This is a genomic window from Pseudomonas sp. W17 (assembly GCF_040268305.1).
In the GTDB taxonomy this organism is placed as follows: domain Bacteria; phylum Pseudomonadota; class Gammaproteobacteria; order Pseudomonadales; family Pseudomonadaceae; genus Aquipseudomonas; species Aquipseudomonas protegens.
The window spans coordinates 1,297,204-1,314,910 of record NZ_CP158490.1 but is presented as its reverse complement, the minus strand read 5'-3'; the positions used below and the strand labels follow the sequence as shown (position 1 = coordinate 1,314,910).

At 65.5% G+C, this 17,707-nt stretch carries 15 protein-coding genes; 5 read left to right on the top strand and 10 right to left on the bottom strand.

The annotated features are described in order from the left end of the window. Positions 1-35: 35 nt before the first annotated feature. From ABCR88_RS05890 to ABCR88_RS05860, 7 genes are all read right to left on the bottom strand, one after another. Positions 36-1,046, bottom strand: a complete 1,011-nt coding sequence (locus tag ABCR88_RS05890; RefSeq protein ID WP_011059482.1) for a chemotaxis response regulator protein-glutamate methylesterase — start codon at positions 1,044-1,046, stop codon at positions 36-38. Continuing rightward, positions 1,043-3,367, bottom strand: coding sequence for a hybrid sensor histidine kinase/response regulator (locus tag ABCR88_RS05885; protein WP_350404236.1), 2,325 nt, complete (start codon positions 3,365-3,367; stop codon positions 1,043-1,045). The genes ABCR88_RS05890 and ABCR88_RS05885 overlap by 4 nt, the downstream gene beginning before the upstream one ends. After that, positions 3,364-4,050 (bottom strand): chemotaxis protein CheW, encoded by a 687-nt coding sequence (locus ABCR88_RS05880; RefSeq protein WP_015634305.1) that lies wholly within the window; start codon positions 4,048-4,050, stop codon positions 3,364-3,366. The genes ABCR88_RS05885 and ABCR88_RS05880 overlap by 4 nt, the downstream gene beginning before the upstream one ends. After that, the gene (locus ABCR88_RS05875; RefSeq protein WP_041116174.1) at positions 4,047-5,321 is read right to left on the bottom strand and encodes a protein-glutamate O-methyltransferase CheR; all 1,275 of its coding nucleotides are present in this window, start codon (positions 5,319-5,321) and stop codon (positions 4,047-4,049) included. Before ABCR88_RS05875 ends, ABCR88_RS05880 begins: the two co-directional genes overlap by 4 nt. Further along, positions 5,318-5,854 carry a chemotaxis protein CheW gene (locus tag ABCR88_RS05870; protein ID WP_015634303.1) on the bottom strand — a complete coding sequence of 179 codons (537 nt, stop codon included), beginning with the start codon at positions 5,852-5,854 and terminating at the stop codon, positions 5,318-5,320. Before ABCR88_RS05870 ends, ABCR88_RS05875 begins: the two co-directional genes overlap by 4 nt. Beyond that, the gene (locus ABCR88_RS05865; protein WP_065364560.1) at positions 5,854-7,476 is read right to left on the bottom strand and encodes a methyl-accepting chemotaxis protein; all 1,623 of its coding nucleotides are present in this window, start codon (positions 7,474-7,476) and stop codon (positions 5,854-5,856) included. The genes ABCR88_RS05870 and ABCR88_RS05865 overlap by 1 nt, the downstream gene beginning before the upstream one ends. Positions 7,477-7,692: 216 nt before the next feature. Continuing rightward, on the bottom strand, positions 7,693-8,418 hold the full coding sequence (locus ABCR88_RS05860) for a tellurite resistance TerB family protein (RefSeq protein ID WP_350404234.1): 726 nt from the start codon (positions 8,416-8,418) through the stop codon (positions 7,693-7,695). A gap of 272 nt (positions 8,419-8,690) precedes the next feature. Here ABCR88_RS05860 and ABCR88_RS05855 point away from each other — a divergent pair, with 272 nt between their 5' ends. The 4 genes from ABCR88_RS05855 to ABCR88_RS05840 all read left to right on the top strand — a co-directional run bounded on the left by ABCR88_RS05855 (position 8,691) and on the right by ABCR88_RS05840 (position 11,948). After that, a complete protein-coding gene (locus tag ABCR88_RS05855) occupies positions 8,691-9,101 on the top strand; it encodes a hypothetical protein (RefSeq protein WP_350404233.1) in 411 nt (136 codons plus the stop codon). Further along, entirely contained in the window at positions 9,091-9,534 is a 444-nt protein-coding gene (locus tag ABCR88_RS05850) for a hypothetical protein (RefSeq protein ID WP_041116166.1), read from the top strand. Before ABCR88_RS05855 ends, ABCR88_RS05850 begins: the two co-directional genes overlap by 11 nt. A gap of 50 nt (positions 9,535-9,584) precedes the next feature. After that, complete coding sequence (locus ABCR88_RS05845) at positions 9,585-10,607, top strand: hypothetical protein (protein ID WP_337154122.1); 1,023 nt, start codon at positions 9,585-9,587, stop codon at positions 10,605-10,607. A gap of 147 nt (positions 10,608-10,754) precedes the next feature. Beyond that, on the top strand, positions 10,755-11,948 hold the full coding sequence (locus tag ABCR88_RS05840; RefSeq protein ID WP_337154123.1) for a DUF418 domain-containing protein: 1,194 nt from the start codon (positions 10,755-10,757) through the stop codon (positions 11,946-11,948). On the opposite strand, the gene ABCR88_RS05835 is transcribed toward ABCR88_RS05840, so the two are convergent. Further along, a complete protein-coding gene (locus ABCR88_RS05835; RefSeq protein WP_350404232.1) occupies positions 11,945-12,478 on the bottom strand; it encodes a GNAT family N-acetyltransferase in 534 nt (177 codons plus the stop codon). The two genes, ABCR88_RS05840 and ABCR88_RS05835, sit on opposite strands and share 4 nt — an antisense overlap. Before the next feature lie 200 nt (positions 12,479-12,678). Here ABCR88_RS05835 and ABCR88_RS05830 point away from each other — a divergent pair, with 200 nt between their 5' ends. Next, positions 12,679-14,298 (top strand): glucan biosynthesis protein D, encoded by a 1,620-nt coding sequence (locus ABCR88_RS05830; protein WP_011059470.1) that lies wholly within the window; start codon positions 12,679-12,681, stop codon positions 14,296-14,298. A 160-nt stretch (positions 14,299-14,458) separates the two neighbouring features. Here ABCR88_RS05830 and ABCR88_RS05825 read toward each other — a convergent pair whose 3' ends face one another. Beyond that, positions 14,459-15,565, bottom strand: a complete 1,107-nt coding sequence (locus tag ABCR88_RS05825; protein ID WP_041116156.1) for an NADH:flavin oxidoreductase/NADH oxidase — start codon at positions 15,563-15,565, stop codon at positions 14,459-14,461. A gap of 410 nt (positions 15,566-15,975) precedes the next feature. Beyond that, entirely contained in the window at positions 15,976-17,685 is a 1,710-nt protein-coding gene (recJ, locus tag ABCR88_RS05820) for a single-stranded-DNA-specific exonuclease RecJ (protein WP_072451195.1), read from the bottom strand. Positions 17,686-17,707 lie beyond the last annotated feature (22 nt).

Genomic DNA, 17,707 nt, shown 5'->3' with positions numbered 1-17,707 from the left:
AATTGCTACCTGGCCAGGACAGCTGCGTTTATCAGTCATTTGGCAAATATCTCCAGCAAACGTGGAGCGATCTTGTCCAGCGGGCGAATCTCTGAGGCGGCGCCGATGGCAGCGGCCGCCTTGGGCATGCCATACACCGCACTGCTGTTCTGGTCCTGGGCGATGGTCAGATAACCCTGATCACGCATCAGCTTCAAGCCCTGGGCGCCGTCACGGCCCATGCCGGTCAGCAGCACCCCCACCGCATCGCCATTCCAGAAACTGGCAACGCTCTCGAAAAACACATCGATGGAGGGCCGGTAGATCTCGTTCACCGGCTCGGCGGTATAGGCCAGGGTGCCGTTCTTCAACAGACGGATATGATGGTTGGTGCCCGCCAGCAGGACCTTGCCGCTTTGCGGCGGCTCGCCTTCCCGGGCCAGGCGCACCTCCAGGCCGGAGGCACTGCTGAGCCATTCGGCCATGCCTGCGGCAAACACCTGATCAACGTGCTGGACCAGCACGATGGCGGCGGCAAAGTCCTTTGGCAAGCCCTTGAGCAACACTTCCAGAGCCGCCGGCCCACCCGCGGAGGAGCCAATGGCCACCAGGCTCTGGCGTGGCGCACCGCTGCGCAGTGGCTGGGGCGCGGAACGAACCCGGCTGCCGCGCTGGCCGATCAGCCAACCGATATTGAGGATCTTGCGCAACAGTGGCGCCGCCGCTTCCTGGGCATTGCCCGCGCCCAGGGCCGGGGTGTCCACCACATCCAGCGCGCCGTGGCCCATGGCTTCGAACACCCGGTGCACATTCTGCTGGCGATCGACGGTGACGATCACGATGGCGCACGGCGACTCGGCCATGATCCGCCGCGTGGCCTCGACGCCATCCATCACCGGCATGATCAGATCCATGAGAATCAGGTCCGGGGTCAGTTCGGCACAGTACTTCACCGCTTCCGCACCATTGGTGGCGACCCACACCACCTCGTGGCTGGGGTCGAAGGCCAGGGCACGGCGCAGGGCCTCCACGGCCATGGGCATGTCATTGACTATCGCTATCTTCATGCCCGCGCTCCTCCAATCAGTTCCACCACTGCATCCAGCAGGGCGTCGTCATGGAAACTGGCTTTGGCTAGATAATAGTCGGCACCGGCATCCAGTCCACGGCGCCGGTCTTCCTCACGGTCCTTGTAGGACACCACCATCACCGGCAGGGACTGCAGGCGATTGTCACGACGCAAGAGTGTGACCAATTCAATTCCATCCATTCGCGGCATGTCGATGTCGGTGATCAACAGGTCGAAGCTTTCCGAACGCAAGGCATTCCAGCCATCCATGCCATCCACTGCCACCGCCACGTCGTAACCGCGGTTGATCAGCAGCTTGCGTTGCAATTCACGCACCGTCAGCGAATCGTCCACCACCAGAATACGCTTGCGCGCGGCCTGTGCGTGCTGCTGATGGTTGCGCGCAATGCGCTCCAGACGCCCGGTATTGAGCAGTTTGTCCACCGAGCGCAGCATGTCCTCGACATCCACGATCAGCGCCACCCGGCCGTCATCGAGCAGGGCTCCGGCGGAGATGTCCTGAATCTTGCCCAGGCGGTCGTCCAGCGGCAGCACTACCAGGGTGCGCTCGCCGATGAAACGCTCCACCGCGATCCCGTACACCGCATCGCGCTCGCGGATCACCACCACTTTCAGAGTTGGCGCGCTTTCCTGGGTTGCCGGCCGCTGCAGCAACTGGCTGGCGGCGACCAGGCCGACATGCCGGCCTTCGTGCCAGAAATGCTGGCGCCCTTCCACCTGGACGATGGCCTCGGGCTCCAGGTCGCACATGCGTTCGATATGGGCCAGCGGGAAGGCGTAGGCCTCGTCGCCGACCTCCACCACCAGGCTGCGTACCACCGACAGGGTCAGCGGCACCTCCAGGTGGAAACGGCTGCCCTGGCCAGTGTCCTGTTCCAGCACCACCGCCCCGCGCAGCTGACGCACCATGTGCTGCACCGCATCCAGGCCGACGCCGCGACCGGAGACCTCGGTGACCTTGTCCCGCAGGCTGAAGCCCGGCAGGAACAGGAAGGTCAGCAACTCTTCCTCACTGAGCTGGGCCGCGGTCTGCGCCGGCGACAACTGGCGCTCGACAATGCTCTGGCGCAAACGCTCCAGATCGACCCCATTGCCGTCGTCACTGAGTTCCAGCACCAGCAGACCAGCCTGGTGGGATGCCCGCAGGCGAATCACCCCTTCCGCCGGCTTACCCGCCAGCAGGCGCTGCTCCGGCAGTTCGATGCCGTGATCGACGGCGTTGCGCAGCAAATGGGTCAGCGGCGCTTCGAGTTTTTCCAGCACATCGCGGTCGACCTGGGTCTTCTCCCCCTCGATCTCCAGGCGTACCTGCTTGCCCAGGCTGCGACCCAGGTCGCGAACCATGCGCACCTGGCCGGTGAGTACGTCGGCAAAGGGCCGCATGCGGCAGGCCAGCGCGGTGTCGTAGAGCACCTGGGCGCGCTGGCTGGCCTGCCAGCCGAATTCGTCGAGCTCGGCGGTTTTCTCCGCCAGCAACTGCTGGGATTCGGCCAGCAGGCGCCGCGCATCCGCCAGGGCCTCCTGAGCCTCCAGGCTCAAGGCATGTTCCTTGAGGTGCAGGTTGAGGTTTTCCAGGGCGGTCAGGCTGTTGCTCTGGATCCGCCGCAGGCGCTGCAAGGTGGCCAGGTAGGGCTTGAGCCGCTGGGTTTCCACCAGGGATTTGCTCGACAGGTCCAGCAGGCTGTTGAGACGTTCGGCCGTGACCCGCAGCACCCGCTCGCCGCCTTCGGTCATGCGCTTGCCCGGGCGAGCGGGCTCATGGGCGGGTTCGCTGGCAGCCAGCAGCACGGGCTCGGCCTCGGGCTCGCCCAGGAACGCTCCAAGGGCTTGCACCGGGGCTTGCGGTTGTGCGATTGGCAGCTCCGGTACGGGCGGTTCCGGCATTTGCGCCGCCGGCATCGCGGCCCCTGGGGTCAACAGGCGCTCCATCAGGGCCACATACAACGGGATGTCCGCGGCGACCAGCTCCGCACCGCCCGGGGTGGCGATGCGCATCAGCAGGTCGGTGCCCTGCAGCAGGGCGTCGATATGCTCGGGCTGCAGGTACAGCCGCCCTTCCTGGGCGCTCACCAGGCAGTCTTCCATCACGTGGGCAACGCTGACCCCGGCATCGACCCCGACAATCCGCGCCGCGCCCTTGAGGGAATGGGCTGCGCGCATGCAGGCTTCCAACTGGTCGGCCTGGGTCGGGTTGCGCTCCAGGGCCAGCAGCCCGGTGCTGAGCACCTGGGTCTGGGCTTCGGCTTCCAGGCTGAACAGCTCCAGCAGCGAGGCGTCGCGCATCTGATCGGGGGTCATGTCAGGCTCCGGGTCACGGCCGCGAGCAATTGCTCTTCGTCCAGCAGGCGCAGGCTGCGCCCCTGCCATTGCAACACGCCACGGGTGTACTTGGCATTGGCCTGCTCGCCGGAGGCCGAGGCGCCGTTGAGGATGCGCTCGTCGATGGCGTGGATGCCGTGCACTTCGTCCACCGGCACCACCACCGGGCCTCCGGCGGCGCCGATGATCAGCATGCGCGGCATCACCCGTCCTCCTGCCGGCGCGGCCGGGGAAGGATCCAGCCCCAGAAGCTCGGTCAGCGACAGGCAGGCCACCAGCGCCCCGCGGACATTGGCCACCCCCAGCAGGGCGCGCGAGCGCTGGTGCGGCAAGGAATGAATCGCCTGCTGCGGTGCCACTTCCAGCAGGCAGCGGGTCGGCAGGCCCAGCCACTCTTCGCCGAGGCGGAACATCAGCAGCGAGCGAGTGACCACATCGCTGTCGGCCTCCAGCACCACCGAATGCTCGCGGTCCTCCTGGCGCAACGAATAGCGGTCCAGCAGGCGGGTGGCGGCGGCCGAATACACCGAGCAGTTGCGGCAATGAATGTGCTCGGCCAGCAACGGGCAGGACTTGTCGCCATGGATACCGATGCGGTTCCAGCAATCATCGATGGCCTGCGCATCTTCACGGGTGACGTCCAATGAATAGGGGTGGCTCATCGTTTCAACTCACTGTCGGCAGAGCGAACGCTGCGGGCCGCGCGCTCCTGCAATCGTTGGGCCCCGGCCACATCACCCTGGGAAGCCAGCAGCGCGCCCAAGTGCGCCAGGGCTTCGGGGTGCTGGGGCGCCAGGTACAGGGCCTTGCGGTAGTAACCCTGGGCTTCCATGGCGTTGCCGGCCACATCACTGAGCAGGCCCAGCCAGTAGAACACCTGGGCCACCGGCTCGTGCTGCTGCAAATAACGCTCGCAGGCGGCACGGGCCTCGGCGCTCTTGCCCTCGTTGGCCAGGGCGGCAATGGTGGCCAGCAGGCTGGCGGCATCGCTTTCCATCAGCGCGCCGTCGCTCAACGGCGCCGCTACCGGGCGCCTGGCGAACGGCCGTGGGCGCGGCGCCGGGGGCACCACGCTGCGCACGGGAACCGGCAGCGGCAAGGGTTGCGGCAGCACCACCGGAGCCGGCTCGGGCTCATGGTGGCGGCTGAAGGCGAAGGACTGCGGGATGCCGATGGAGCGCATGCCCAGGCGGCCCAGGAGGCTGCCTTCGGCGGGGCCGATGAACAGCACGCCCTCTTCATGGGTCAGGCGCTTGAGCACCTCGAACACCTGGCGCTGGGTCGGCTGGTCAAAATAGATCAGCAGGTTGCGGCAGAACACGAAATCGAAGGCCGGTTCACTGGCCAGCAAGCCCGGATCCAGGACATTGCCCACCTGCAACCGCACCTGCTCACGAACCCGCTCGCTCAGGCGATAACGCTCGCCTTCTTCAGGGTTGAAATGCCGCTCGCGAAACTCGATGGGCTGGCCACGAAAGGAATTCTTGCCGTACAGCGCAGCCTTGGCCCGCTCCACCGACAACGGGCTGACGTCCAGGCCGTCGACCTTGAACTGATGCGGCGCCAGGCCGCCATCGAGCAGGGCCATGGCGATGGAATAGGGCTCCTCGCCGGTGGAGCACGGCAGGCTCAACAGGCGCAGGGCCCGCATGCCCTTGATCTGCGCCAGCCGCGCCTTGGCCAGCTTGACCAGGGTAGCGAAGGATTCCGGATAGCGGAAAAACCAGGTTTCCGGAACGATCACCGCTTCGATCAGGGCCTGCTGCTCATCCCGCGAGCCTTGCAGTTTCTGCCAGTACTCATCGCTGCTGCGGGCATACAGGGCATTGCAGCGCTGTCGTACCGCGCGCTCGATGATCGCCGGCCCCACGGAGGCGACATCCAGGCCGATACGTTCCTTGAGGAAATCGAAAAATCGTTGCTCCTCGCTCATCGAGGCTCCTCAAGCGATGCCGGATCCAGGGGCACGGCGGGAAACAGCAGCTCACGCACCTTGAGGGGCAGCAGGTCGTCGACCCGCACCCATTGCAGCAGGCCCTGGGCGTCTTCGCGCACCGGCCCCAGGTATGGCGCCTGGCGGTTGTCCAGGCCATAGGGCTGGAACTGCGCCGGGTCGCAGCGCAGGGTGTCGTTGGCCTGCTCCAGCAACAGCCCGAGAATCCGCGCCGGCTGCCCGGCATCGCCACGGTAGTGCACCAGCACCAGCCGGGTACTGGTGCGCAACTGCGCCGGGCGGCCGAAGGTCAGCTCGCACAGGTCGATGACTGGCACCACCACGCCGCGATAGGCAAACACCCCGGCCACCCAGGACGGCGCCTGGGCAATGGGCTTGAGCTGCAGGCGCGGCAACACCTCCACCACATCCACGGCCTGCAGCGCATAGCGCTCCTGGCCGATGCGGAACACCAGGAACAGAGCATTCTTGGCACCAGTTGCGCCGTTGCGCTTGTGCGCGAGCTCATCCATCAGACTTTGAAACGCGAAACGCCGCTGCGCAGCCCCACCGCCACCTGGCTCAGCTCGTCAATGGCAAAGCTGGCCTGGCGCAGGGACTCGACGGTCTGGCTGCTGGCATCCCCCAGTTGCACCAGGGCATGGTTGATCTGCTCGGCACCCGTGGCCTGGGCCTGCATGCCCTCATTGACCATCAACACCCGCGGAGCCAAGGCCTGGACCTGATGGATGATCTGCGACAGCTGTTCACCCACCTGCTGCACCTCGGCCATGCCGCGGCGCACCTCCTCGGAAAACTTGTCCATGCCCATGACCCCCGCCGACACCGCCGACTGGATCTCACGGACCATCTGCTCGATGTCATAGGTGGCCACTGCGGTCTGATCCGCCAGGCGCCGCACTTCAGTGGCGACCACGGCAAAACCACGGCCGTACTCGCCGGCCTTCTCGGCCTCGATGGCGGCGTTGAGCGACAGCAGGTTGGTCTGGTCGGCGACCTTGACGATGGTCACCACTACCTGGTTGATGTTGCCGGCCTTCTCGTTGAGGATCGCCAGCTTGGCGTTCACCAGGTCTGCCGCGCCCATCACCGAGTGCATGGTGTCTTCCATGCGCGCCAGGCCCTGCTGGCCGGAGCCGGCAAGCACCGAGGCCTGGTCGGCGGCGCTGGACACTTCGGTCATGGTGCGCACCAGGTCCCGGGAGGTCGCGGCGATCTCCCGCGAGGTGGCGCCGATTTCCGTGGTGGTGGCGGCCGTCTCGGTGGCGGTGGCCTGTTGCTGCTTGGAGGTGGCGGCGATCTCGGTCACCGAGGTGGTGACCTGCACCGAGGAGCGCTGGGCCTGGGACACCAGGGCGGTGAGCTCGGTCATCATGTCGTTGAAGCCGGTTTCCACGGCGCCGAACTCGTCCTTGCGGTCCAGGTTCAGGCGGCCGCTCAGGTCACCGGTGCGCATGATTTCCAGAATGCTCACGATGCGGTTCATCGGCGCCATGATTGCGCGCATCAGCAGCAGGCCGCAGAGCCCGGCAGCCAGCACCGCCAGCAGCAACGACACGCCCATGCTGACCTTGGCCGCGGCCACTGCATCGTCGATGGCGGCGGTGGCGGAGTCGGCCACGGCCTTGTTTTCGCTGATGATGTCGTTGAGTTTCATCCGCCCGGCGGTCCAGGCCGGGGTCAGTTGCTCATTGAACAGGCGGATTGCCTCGGCTTCCTGGCGACGCTGGTGCAGATCGAGCACGGCGGCCTGGATGCGGTTGAACTCCTGGTGGTCCTTCTCGAAGGCATCGAACTCGCTCTGGTCCTCGCGGCTGTTGATGGTCTGCTTGTAATTGGTCATCTGGGTCTGCAGGCGTTCTTCGAAGGCCTTGAAGTCCGCCTTGTCCTCGGCGCTGATGTCCTGATTCTGCTTGAGGCCGATGATTTCCTGGGTCTGCAGGTAGGTGTCGACCCAGGCGCTGCGGATCATCGAGCTGAAATAGACCCCGGGCACCGCGTCATTGCGCATGCGCTCTTCACCGGATTCGATCTTCAACAGCCGCGAGTACGAGACGACGACCATCAACAGCATGATGGCGATAATCACCGCAAAGCTCGCCAAAATGCGTTGGCGCAACGTCCAGTTCTTCACAGTCAGTCCTCGAGGCCATTCAAAAATGTGGGGAGTATAGCCGAGGACGATGCAGGTTTTATGGGTGGTTTAGCACCACGGTTGGCACTTTCGATAAATTTGTGCACCCGCTCTGGATGGCGGCTCAGCGGCGGTTTTATCACCCCAGCCAAGGCAATTCGGCAAATCCATCCGGCAGAACCGCCATCCGTGGCGAACGGCACTCCCAGCGCCGCTTCAGAGATTGTTCTGGCGCACCTGGTTCTCCAGTTCGGCCTTGAGCCCCGGCGCCAGTTGCAACTGGCGCGCCAGCTCGTCCAGGTAGGCTTTTTCCATGAAGTGCTCTTCATCCACCAGCATCACGCTGGCCAGGTACATTTCCGCGGCCATTTCCAGCGTGCTCGCGGCCCGGGCGACATCCGCCGGGTCCAGGGGCTTGTTCAGTTCACTGTGCAGCCACTGCTGCAATTGCGGGTCGTTGTCCAGCTTGCGGAACTCGCCCTCGATCAGCGCCCGCTCGCGCTCGTCCACATGGCCATCGGCCTTGGCCGCCGCCACCAGCGCCTTGAGGATCGCCTGGCTGTGCAACTCCACCTGCTGCGCCGGCAGGCGGTCCAGGGTCTGGGGTTCGTTGCGCGGCGCGGCGCCCTGCTGCGCCTGCCAGTTGCCGTAGGCTTTGTAGGCCAGCACGCCGAGGGCCGCGAGACCGCCGTAGGTCAGGGCCTTGCCGCCGTACTTGCGGGCCTTCTTGTTGCCCAGCAGCAGGCCCATGGCCCCGGCTGCCAAGGCACCGCCACCGGCGCCGGAAAGCAGCCCACCGAGGCCGCCGGACTGGCCACCGAGCAAGCCGCCGAGGCCGCCCTGCGAGCCCTTGCCGTGCTCCGCCGGCGCTGCGCCTGCCTTGTTCTGCAGCATTTCCTGGCCGGACCTGAGTAATTGATCGAGCAATCCACGGGTGTTCATCTGCTGCCTCCGGAAAATAGGTGTCATGTCGACACATAAGGCTGTAAGCCTAGAGAGAAGTGCCCGGGTCGATGCGGCGATAGTGCTTCTGAATGTTGCTTTGCCCGGCCTGGAACACCGGCGTCGCCCCACTGGATTGGCGCCCCGAGTTACGGCACTATCCGCCTCCTGAAAAGCACCGGCGCCACTGCCCGGGCTCACCCCATACCTTCCGGCAGCAAGGATGCTCCCATGCCCCGTGACAACCCCGCCACCGCCTGCGAGTGCCGCCCATGAGCCTGGACGCTGCCAGCCGTTATCAGGTGACGCGAATCCTCACCGGCCTGGTGCCCCATTGCCTGCCACCGCTGCTGTTCTACTACGCCCATGTCTGGGGCATACCGGTGTACCGCAGCCACTTCGGCGCTCTCGCCAAGGGCTTCGGTCTGGGGATGATGGTGGAACTGCTGCTGCAACTGCTGATCGTCGTCAGTTTCCTGCTGGTCCTGGTGCCCCAGCTCAAGGTCAAGCTGGTCCTGATCGGCACCCTGGCGCTGTTCACCGCCTGGGCAATGTTTCCCAACCATCCGATACGCGGCTACGTCTATTGCTTCCTGATGACCGTGCCGCCATTGCTGGCGATCTGGCTGGCGCAGGGTCTGTGCCGGCTGTGCCTGCCCGGGGAGCACTTGCATGCCCAGTAGAAACACCCCAATTGCGCGCTTCTGGCTGGCGCTTGTGCTGCTGATCATGGGCCGCCCCTGCCTGGCCATGAGCCTGGAGCAGCAGTTCACCGGGCTTGCCGACTGCTCCATGGAAAACGTCTACCTGGACGCCAGCGACCACCAGCCCCGGGGCGCGTACTTCAGCGAACGCCAACTGCAGCCCTGCGAGCTGGACGAAGCCGCCCGCTATTGCGTCGACGACCAGTACCACGGCCTGGCAGTCAGCGCGGTGATGATTCCCTATCGCGGGCCGTTCTCGGTCCACGCCCTGTATCTCAAGGACAGTGTCGACAGCGTGCGCCAGCGCCTGGGAACCGCCTTCTTCGGTGATGGCCGGGAACGCCCGCTGCTCACCGAAGACCGCCATACTCCCGGCAGCTCGGTGCTGTATTGCGACCCGCAAAGCCAATGAGCCTGCTTGCCCACATGCCTGTTCTGTATCGCCCCCGGATGACCCTGCCGATGCCCACCCCCCGTCGCTGTTTGCACCTGATCGCCCTGAGCCTGCTGCTCGGTGCCGCCGCCCAGGCCGCCGCCGCACCTGCCTGCCCGTCCAGCGACCTGAAGGTCTTTGCCCAGGCCTTTGCCAGCAGCCCGGAACTGCAGCAGGCATTCACTGCCGTGCCACTGGTCGAGCAACGGCCGATCACTGACGAGCGCGGCCGGGAAGTCACCGCGCGCTACAAGCTCACGGGCGACACCCACCACCTGCTGACCCGGCTCGCCCCCAAGGCCCAGGCCGAAGCTGGCCTGCAGAGCTTCTGGGAGGGCAATACCCTGGTGGTCAACGATCCCCTGGGCGATGTGGTGCAAGCCTTCGTCTTTGAACAGGGTGCCTGCTGGCAACTGGTGCGCGTCGAGCAATGGTCCATGGACGAATTGCTCACACACAACGCCCCCGCAGGCGAAAGCGCCCTGCAGCGACAGATGCGCAAGGCTGACCTGTTCCTGGGCTACGGCGGACGCGAGCAGTACCCGCTGACCGCGTACTTCTTCGAGCTCGGGCAACGCATCCTGCTCGATGCCGCCCGCCACGGCTCACCCAAGGCCGCGGTGCAGGCGGTCAGCCTCGGCTACTCGGGCATGGCCCCGGCGCTCAAGCCGGGGGAGCCGGAAGAACTGCTGCTGCCCTACGCCAAGACCGATGCCGAGGCGGCGCTGATGCTGTCCATGTACTACTGCGACCCAGTCGGCGATGGCTCGATCACCCAATGCCAGCAGCCGCGCAAGTCCGAAGAGCTGGTGCTGCGCACCGCCAGGGAACTGGATTCAGGCAGCGCCTTCTACTACCTGGGCAGTGGCTATGCCGATGGCCAGTGGGGCGTCACCGACAGACCCAGGGCCCTGGCCTGTCACCAGGAAGCACTCAAGCGCGGTGACCTGCATAGCCTCTGGCCGCTGACCTGGTGGAGCAAAAAGAATGAGATGCCGGCCAGCGGCGCCCAGTGCCTGGAACCTTCAGCGCCCGCCCAGGCGGGAAGCTGAGCCCGCATCTTGACGCTTTTTAACAAAATCCCTATAGCTGCGCCCCGGCCTGATCGGGTTAATTGAGCCTCTGGCTCGATCAACCCCGGAGGTCCGTTCCATGCGCTGTACCCCGCTTTCATCACCGCTGTTGCCGGTACCCCGCAGATGACGGCCTCCGGAGCGACGCAAACAGCGCGCCTGGAGCAGGTGGACGCCCTGCGCGGTTTCGCCCTGCTGGGCATCCTGGCGGTGAATATCTGGTCCTTCGCCGATCCCTACTACGCCTCGTCGGTGAGCAACCCGGGCTACGCCAGTAGCCTTGACCACCTGGTTCGCTGGCTGGTGTCGGTGTTCTTCGAGACCAAGTTCTACCTGCTGTTCTCGTTCCTGTTCGGCTATAGCTTCACCTTGCAGATGACCTCCGCCGAACGCTCAGGGGAGCGCTTCGTGCCGCGCATGTTGCGCCGGCAACTGGCCTTGCTGGTGATCGGCCTGATCCACGGCGCCCTGCTGTTCTATGGCGAAATCCTCTCGCTGTACGCCGTGCTGGGGCTGGCCCTGCTGATGTTGCGCGGCTTGTCGGTCCGCTGGGCGGCGGCCCTGGCCGCACTGTTGATCAGCGGCACGGCGGCGCTGTTCCTACTGTTCGGCATCACCTTGCTGGAGGCCGACCTCTACACCGGCGCCGCCGATGGCGGGCCGGTACTCAAGGACCTGGCCCTGAGCGGCAGCGCCCTGCAAACCCTGGCCTACAACGCCTCGCACCTGCTGGAAACCGCCTCCGCGCTGTGGCTGCTGCAGGGCCCCTGCACCCTGGCAATGTTCCTGCTGGGCTATGTGGCGGGGCGCAACAAGCTGCTGGTGGCGCCCTACGCCTTCGAACCGCACCTGGCACGGCTGCTGAGGATCAGCCTGCCGCTGGGCCTGGGTGGCGCCCTGCTCTACGGCTACTGGGCGGCCTATGCGCCCGGCGGCGGCCTGGAAGTGCTCGGCTACGGCATCAGCCAACTGAGCGCACCACTGCTCTCGGCCAGCTACGCCATGCTGCTGCTCAAGGCCTTCGGCTCGGCCCCGGGCCAACGCCTGTGCCGACGGCTGGCGCCGCTGGGGCGCATGTCCCTGAGCAACTACCTGCTGCAATCGCTGATTCTGGGGCTGCTGTTCACCGGCTACGGGCTGGGGCTGGTCAACCACTTGCCGCCGCTGTGGATTGTGCTGCTGGTGGTTGCCATCTACCTGCTGCAGATGCAGCTCAGCGCCCTGTGGTTGCGCAGCCACCAGTACGGCCCCTGCGAGTGGCTGCTGCGGGCCGTGACCATCGCGGCCTGGCCAAGCTGGCGCAAGCGCCTGGCGGCCTAGGCCAGGCGCAGGTACAGGTGGATGTCCTCGGGCTCGATGCGCAGCAGTTCCGGGTCGGGCGTGGCCAGCAGTTCGCAGCCCAGGCGCATGTAGAAATCCACTGTATGCCGCGACGGCGTGGCCGACACATACAAGCCCTGCCCCCCCAGGACCAGGGCCTGCTCCCGGGCCAGCGCAAACAACTGCCGGCCCAGGCCAAGGCCGCGATAGGCCAGGCTCACATGGAGGAATTTCAACTGCCGCAGATCCAGCCCGGCACAGGCGATCGGCAGGCAATCCACCACCACCGCGGCCACCAGCGCCGGGCCGTCGAACACCCCGTACAGCCAACCGCCACGCCGGTAACACTGCTGCAAGATCAGCGCATCATGCTCGGCCTCGCCCTCCGGCCAGCCCTGCACCACTTCATGCTGGGCGTAGCAGCTCAATTGCCCGTTGCACAGGCGGTAGAACTCATCGATGACCTCGGCGCGGTCGATCCATTTGAGCAAGGGGATATCGTCTTCGCCGAGCAAGCGCGGGTGCAGCATGGGAGCAGTTCCTGAAGGGGATCGGGCGGTTACCAATGGACACAAGCTAATCATTTTTCTGCCCCTGGCGAACCGTTTATTCTATCCGGCGTCTGTTTATAGTCCGTTGCGTTTGGCCGATGGCATGACCGAACCACCCCTCGCGATCCCCCCACGCAGCCAGGAACGGCTTGGGATCTTTCTCTGATCAAGGTTCAACCATGCACCGCAGGAATCTCCTCAAAGCCTCCATGGCCCTGGCGGCCTATACCGGCCTCTCGGCCAGCGGCCTGCTGGCCGCCCGAGCCTGGGCCGGCGCCGCTGATGGCCAGGCCCAGGCGTTCGATTTCGAGCAGCTCAAGGCCCAGGCCAAGCAACTTGCCGCCAGCCAGTACGTGGATACCAAGCAGGTGTTGCCGCCCACCCTGGCGAAAATGACCCCGCAGAACTTCAACGCCATCCAGTACGACAGCAAGCACTCGCTGTGGAACGAGTTGAACGGGCAGTTGGACGTGCAGTTCTTCCACGTCGGCATGGGCTTCAAGCAGCCGGTGCGCATGCACAGTGTCGACCCCAAGACCCGCCAGGCGCGGGAGGTGCACTTCCGCCCGCCACTGTTCAACTACCAGAACACCAGCGTCGACACCGCCCAGCTCAAGGGCGACCTGGGCTTTGCCGGGTTCAAGCTGTTCAAGGCCCCGGAACTGGACAAGCACGACGTGGTGTCCTTCCTTGGTGCCAGTTACTTCCGCGCAGTGGACGCCACCGGCCAGTACGGCCTCTCGGCCCGTGGCCTGGCCATCGACACCTACGCCAAGCGCCGCGAGGAGTTCCCCGACTTCACCCAGTTCTGGTTCGAGACCCCGGACAAGGACAGCACCCGCTTCGTGGTCTACGCCCTGCTGGACTCGCCGAGCGCTACCGGTGCCTACCGTTTCGACATCGACTGCCAGGCCGAACGCGTGGTGATGGACGTCGACGCCCACATCAATGCCCGCACCGCCATCGAGCAACTGGGCATTGCACCGATGACCAGCATGTTCAGCTGCGGCACCCATGAGCGGCGCATGTGCGACACCATCCACCCGCAGATCCACGACTCCGACCGCCTGGCCATGTGGCGCGGCAACGGCGAGTGGATCTGCCGCCCGCTGAACAACCCGGCGAACCTGCAATTCAACGCTTTCGCCGACAAGGACCCGAAAGGCTTCGGTCTGGTGCAGACCGACCACGAGTTCGCCAGCTACCAGGACACCGTAGACTGGTACAGCCGCCGCCCGAGCCTGTGGGTCGAGCCCACCACCGCCTGGGGCGAAGGCAGCATCGACCTGCTGGAAATCCCAACCACCGGCGAAACCCTGGACAACATCGTGGCCTTCTGGACCCCGAAAAAACCGGTGGCCGCCGGGGACTCGCTGAACTACGGCTACAAACTCTACTGGAGCGCCCTGCCGCCCGTGGGCACGCCCCTGGCGCGAGTACACGCCACCCGCTCCGGCATGGGCGGTTTCGTCGAAGGCTGGGCCCCGGGCGAGCATTACCCGGAAGTCTGGGCGCGGCGCTTTGCCGTGGACTTCACCGGCGGCGGCCTCGACCGCCTGCCAGCGGGCACCGGCATCGAGCCGGTGGTCACCGCGTCTAACGGCGAGGTCAAGGACTTCAACGTACTGGTGCTGGACGAGATCAAGGGCTACCGCATCACCTTCGACTGGTTCCCCACCAACGACAGTGTCGAACCGGTGGAGCTGCGGCTGTTCATCCGCACCAACGACCGAACCCTGAGCGAGACCTGGCTGTACCAGTACTTCCCGCCGGCGCCGGACAAACGCAAATACCCGTGACCCGCTGAAAGCCCCGGCCCGCCCTACGGGCCTCTTCGCCGGCAAGCCGGCTCCTACAGACCGCACCGCCTCCGTAGGAGCTGGCTTGCCAGCGAAGGCAGCCTGAAGCCAGGCACAAAAAAACGGCCCACACGGGCCGTTTTTTTACATCGGCAGGACCTTAATCGCGCAAGTCCGACTCATGAATCGGCTGGTCCCGGTGGGTTGCCCGCTGGTACTGCGCCGGCCAGATCGCCTTGCGCCCACCCAGGTCGTCATCGGCATGCAGCGGCCAGTAAGGATCACGCAACAGCTCACGGGCGAGAAAGATGATGTCTGCCTGACAGGTACGCAAAATATGCTCGGCCTGGGCCGGTTCGGTGATCATCCCCACGGTCCCGGTGGCAATCCCCGACTCCTTGCGCACTCGCTCGGCAAAGCGCGTCTGATAACCCGGCCCGGTGGGAATCTCGGCATTGGCCGCGGTGCCGCCGGACGACACATCGATCAAATCCACTCCCAGGTCTTTGAGGCGCCGCGCCAGCTCCACGGTCTCGTCCGGGTTCCAGCCGTCTTCCACCCAATCGGTGGCCGACACCCGCACGAACAGCGGCAGCTCCTCGGGCCACACCGCGCGTACCGCCTCGGTCACCTGCAACACCAGGCGAATGCGGTTTTCGAACGAACCGCCGTATTGGTCCTGGCGCTGATTGCTCAGGGGCGAGAGGAACTGGTGCAGCAAATAGCCATGGGCGGCATGCACTTCCACCACCTTGAAGCCGGCCACCAGGGCCCGCTTGGCGGCCGCGACGAAGGCCTGGATGATCTCGCCGATCTGCCCTTCGTCCAGTTGGGTGGGCGGCGTGTGCTGTGGGTCGAAGGCAATCCGCGAGGGCCCCACCGGCACCCAGCCGCCATCCTCGGGTTTGACGCTGCCGGACTTGCCGAGCCAGGGCCGATGAGTACTGGCCTTGCGCCCGGCATGGGCCAGTTGGATGCCGGCCACGGCGCCTTGGGCGGTGATGAAACGGGTGATGCGCTGCAAGGGTTCGATCTGCGCGTCGTTCCACAGGCCCAGGTCCTGGGCGGTGATCCGGCCCTCGGCGGTGACCGCCGTGGCTTCAGTGAAGATCAAACCGGCGCCGCCGACGGCGCGGCTGCCCAGGTGCACCAGATGCCAGTCGTTGGCCAGCCCGTCCACCGACGAGTACTGGCACATGGGCGACACCGCGATGCGGTTGAGCAGGGTCAGTTGACGCAAGGTATAGGGTTCAAGCAGCAGACTCATGGGGCACCTCTCGATCAATGGTCAGGCTCCAGGGTTCTGTTTGAACGGTCGACGAGTGACTGCGAAGTGAAGCGCCCGCCCCCGCGGGTAGAAGAATGACAAAAGGTCACAAGGCCAATCAGACAGTGCTTAGAGACTAGTCGACAACACTGTCGCCGGCAGGGTTCCTGATGCGTGCCCAGGCAAAAAAGGCGCTGCTCCCCTTGTAGCCGCTGCCGCAGGCTGCGATCGGCTGCGTAGCAGACGTGGGGCTTCAAAGGCCCTCAGAGGTCGGCGCAAGATTGCCGGCAAGGCCCTGCGGGCCTTTTCGCTGCCTCGCCACAGGCTCTGCAGCGGCTACAGGGGTTGCCAGCAGAGGCGGGGGAAGGTGGTGGAGACGCACAAGACAAGGCCCGGCGCCCTTTCGCAGGTCAGCGCGGTTCGATATGGGCAATCATCAACTGCACGGTTTCCTGCCCGCGGAACTCGTTGAGGTCGAGTTTGTAGGCCAGCTCCACCCAGCGGATGGTCGGGTTGGGCCAGACTTCGCGGTCGATGCCGAAGGCAATGCCGTCCAGTTTCAGCGAGCCGCATTCGCTGCGCAGCACCACTTTCAGGTGGCGTTCGCCAACGATGCGTTGCTCCACCAGTTCGAATACGCCATGGAACATCGGCTCGGGGAAATGCTGGCCCCAGGGGCCGGCGTGGCGCAGGGCGCGGGCCAGTTCCAGGTGGAACTCTTCCACGGCCAGGGTGCCGTCCGACAGCAGGCGCCCGGTGAGGTCTTCTTCGCGCAGCTGGCGTCGCACTTCTTCGTCGAAGGCCTCGGCAAAGGCCGGGAAGTTCTGCTCCGGCAACGACAGGCCGGCGGCCATGGCGTGGCCGCCGAACTTGCTGATCAGTTGCGGATGGCGCGCGGCCACGGCGTCCAGGGCGTCACGGATATGAAAGCCCGGCACCGAACGCGCCGAGCCCTTGAGCATGCCGTCACCGGCATCGGCAAAGGCGATGGTCGGCCGGTGGTAACGCTCTTTCAGGCGCGAGGCGAGAATCCCGATCACCCCCTGGTGCCAGTCGGCGTCGAACAGGCACAGGCCGAACGGCATCGACTCCACCGGCAATTCCTTGAGCTGGGCCAAGGCTTCGCGCTGCATGCCCTGCTCGATGGATTTGCGGTCCTGGTTCAGTTCGTCCAGCTGGGCGGCCATGGCCCGAGCGGCGGAAACGTCGTCACTGAGCAGGCACTCGATACCCAGGCTCATGTCGTCCAGGCGCCCGGCGGCGTTGAGCCGCGGGCCAAGGATAAAACCCAGGTCGGTGGAGGTAATACGCGAGTGATCGCGCTTGGCCACTTCGAGAATCGCCTTGAGCCCCGGCCGCGCGCGACCGGCACGAATCCGCTCCAGGCCCTGGTGCACCAGGATGCGATTGTTGGCGTCCAGGGGCACCACGTCCGCCACGCTGCCCAGGGCCACCAGATCCAGCAGCTCGCCAATGTTCGGCTGCGGCCGGGTTTCATAGCGACCCAGGCTGCGCAGGCGTGCGCGCAGGGCCATCAGCACATAGAAGATCACCCCGACCCCGGCCAGGGCCTTGCTGGGAAACTCGCAGCCCGGCTGGTTGGGGTTGACGATGGCGTCCGCCGCCGGTAGTTCATGGCCGGGCAAGTGGTGGTCGGTGACCAATACCTGCAAGCCTGCTGCCTTGGCCGCCGCCACGCCTTCGACGCTGGAGATGCCGTTGTCCACGGTAATCAAAAGCTGCGGCTCGCGCTGCAGGGCCACGGCAACGATTTCCGGGGTCAGGCCGTAGCCGTATTCGAAACGGTTGGGCACCAGATAATCGACATGGGCCGCGCCCAGCAGGCGCAGGCCCAGCAAGCCCACGGTGCTGGCGGTGGCGCCGTCGGCGTCGAAGTCGCCGACGATGAGGATGCGCTGGCGCTGGTCCAGGGCGGTCACCAGCAGGTCCACCGCGGCGTCGATGCCCTTGAGCTGCTGATACGGGATCAGCCGCGCCAGGCTCTTGTCCAGCTCCTCCACCGACTGCACGCCACGGGCGGCATAAAGGCGGGTCAGCAGTGGCGGCAGATCGCCGAGAAAGGGCAGGACGGCGGGCAACTCACGGGGTTCGATACGCATGGGCTAACAGCAACTTCTCTGG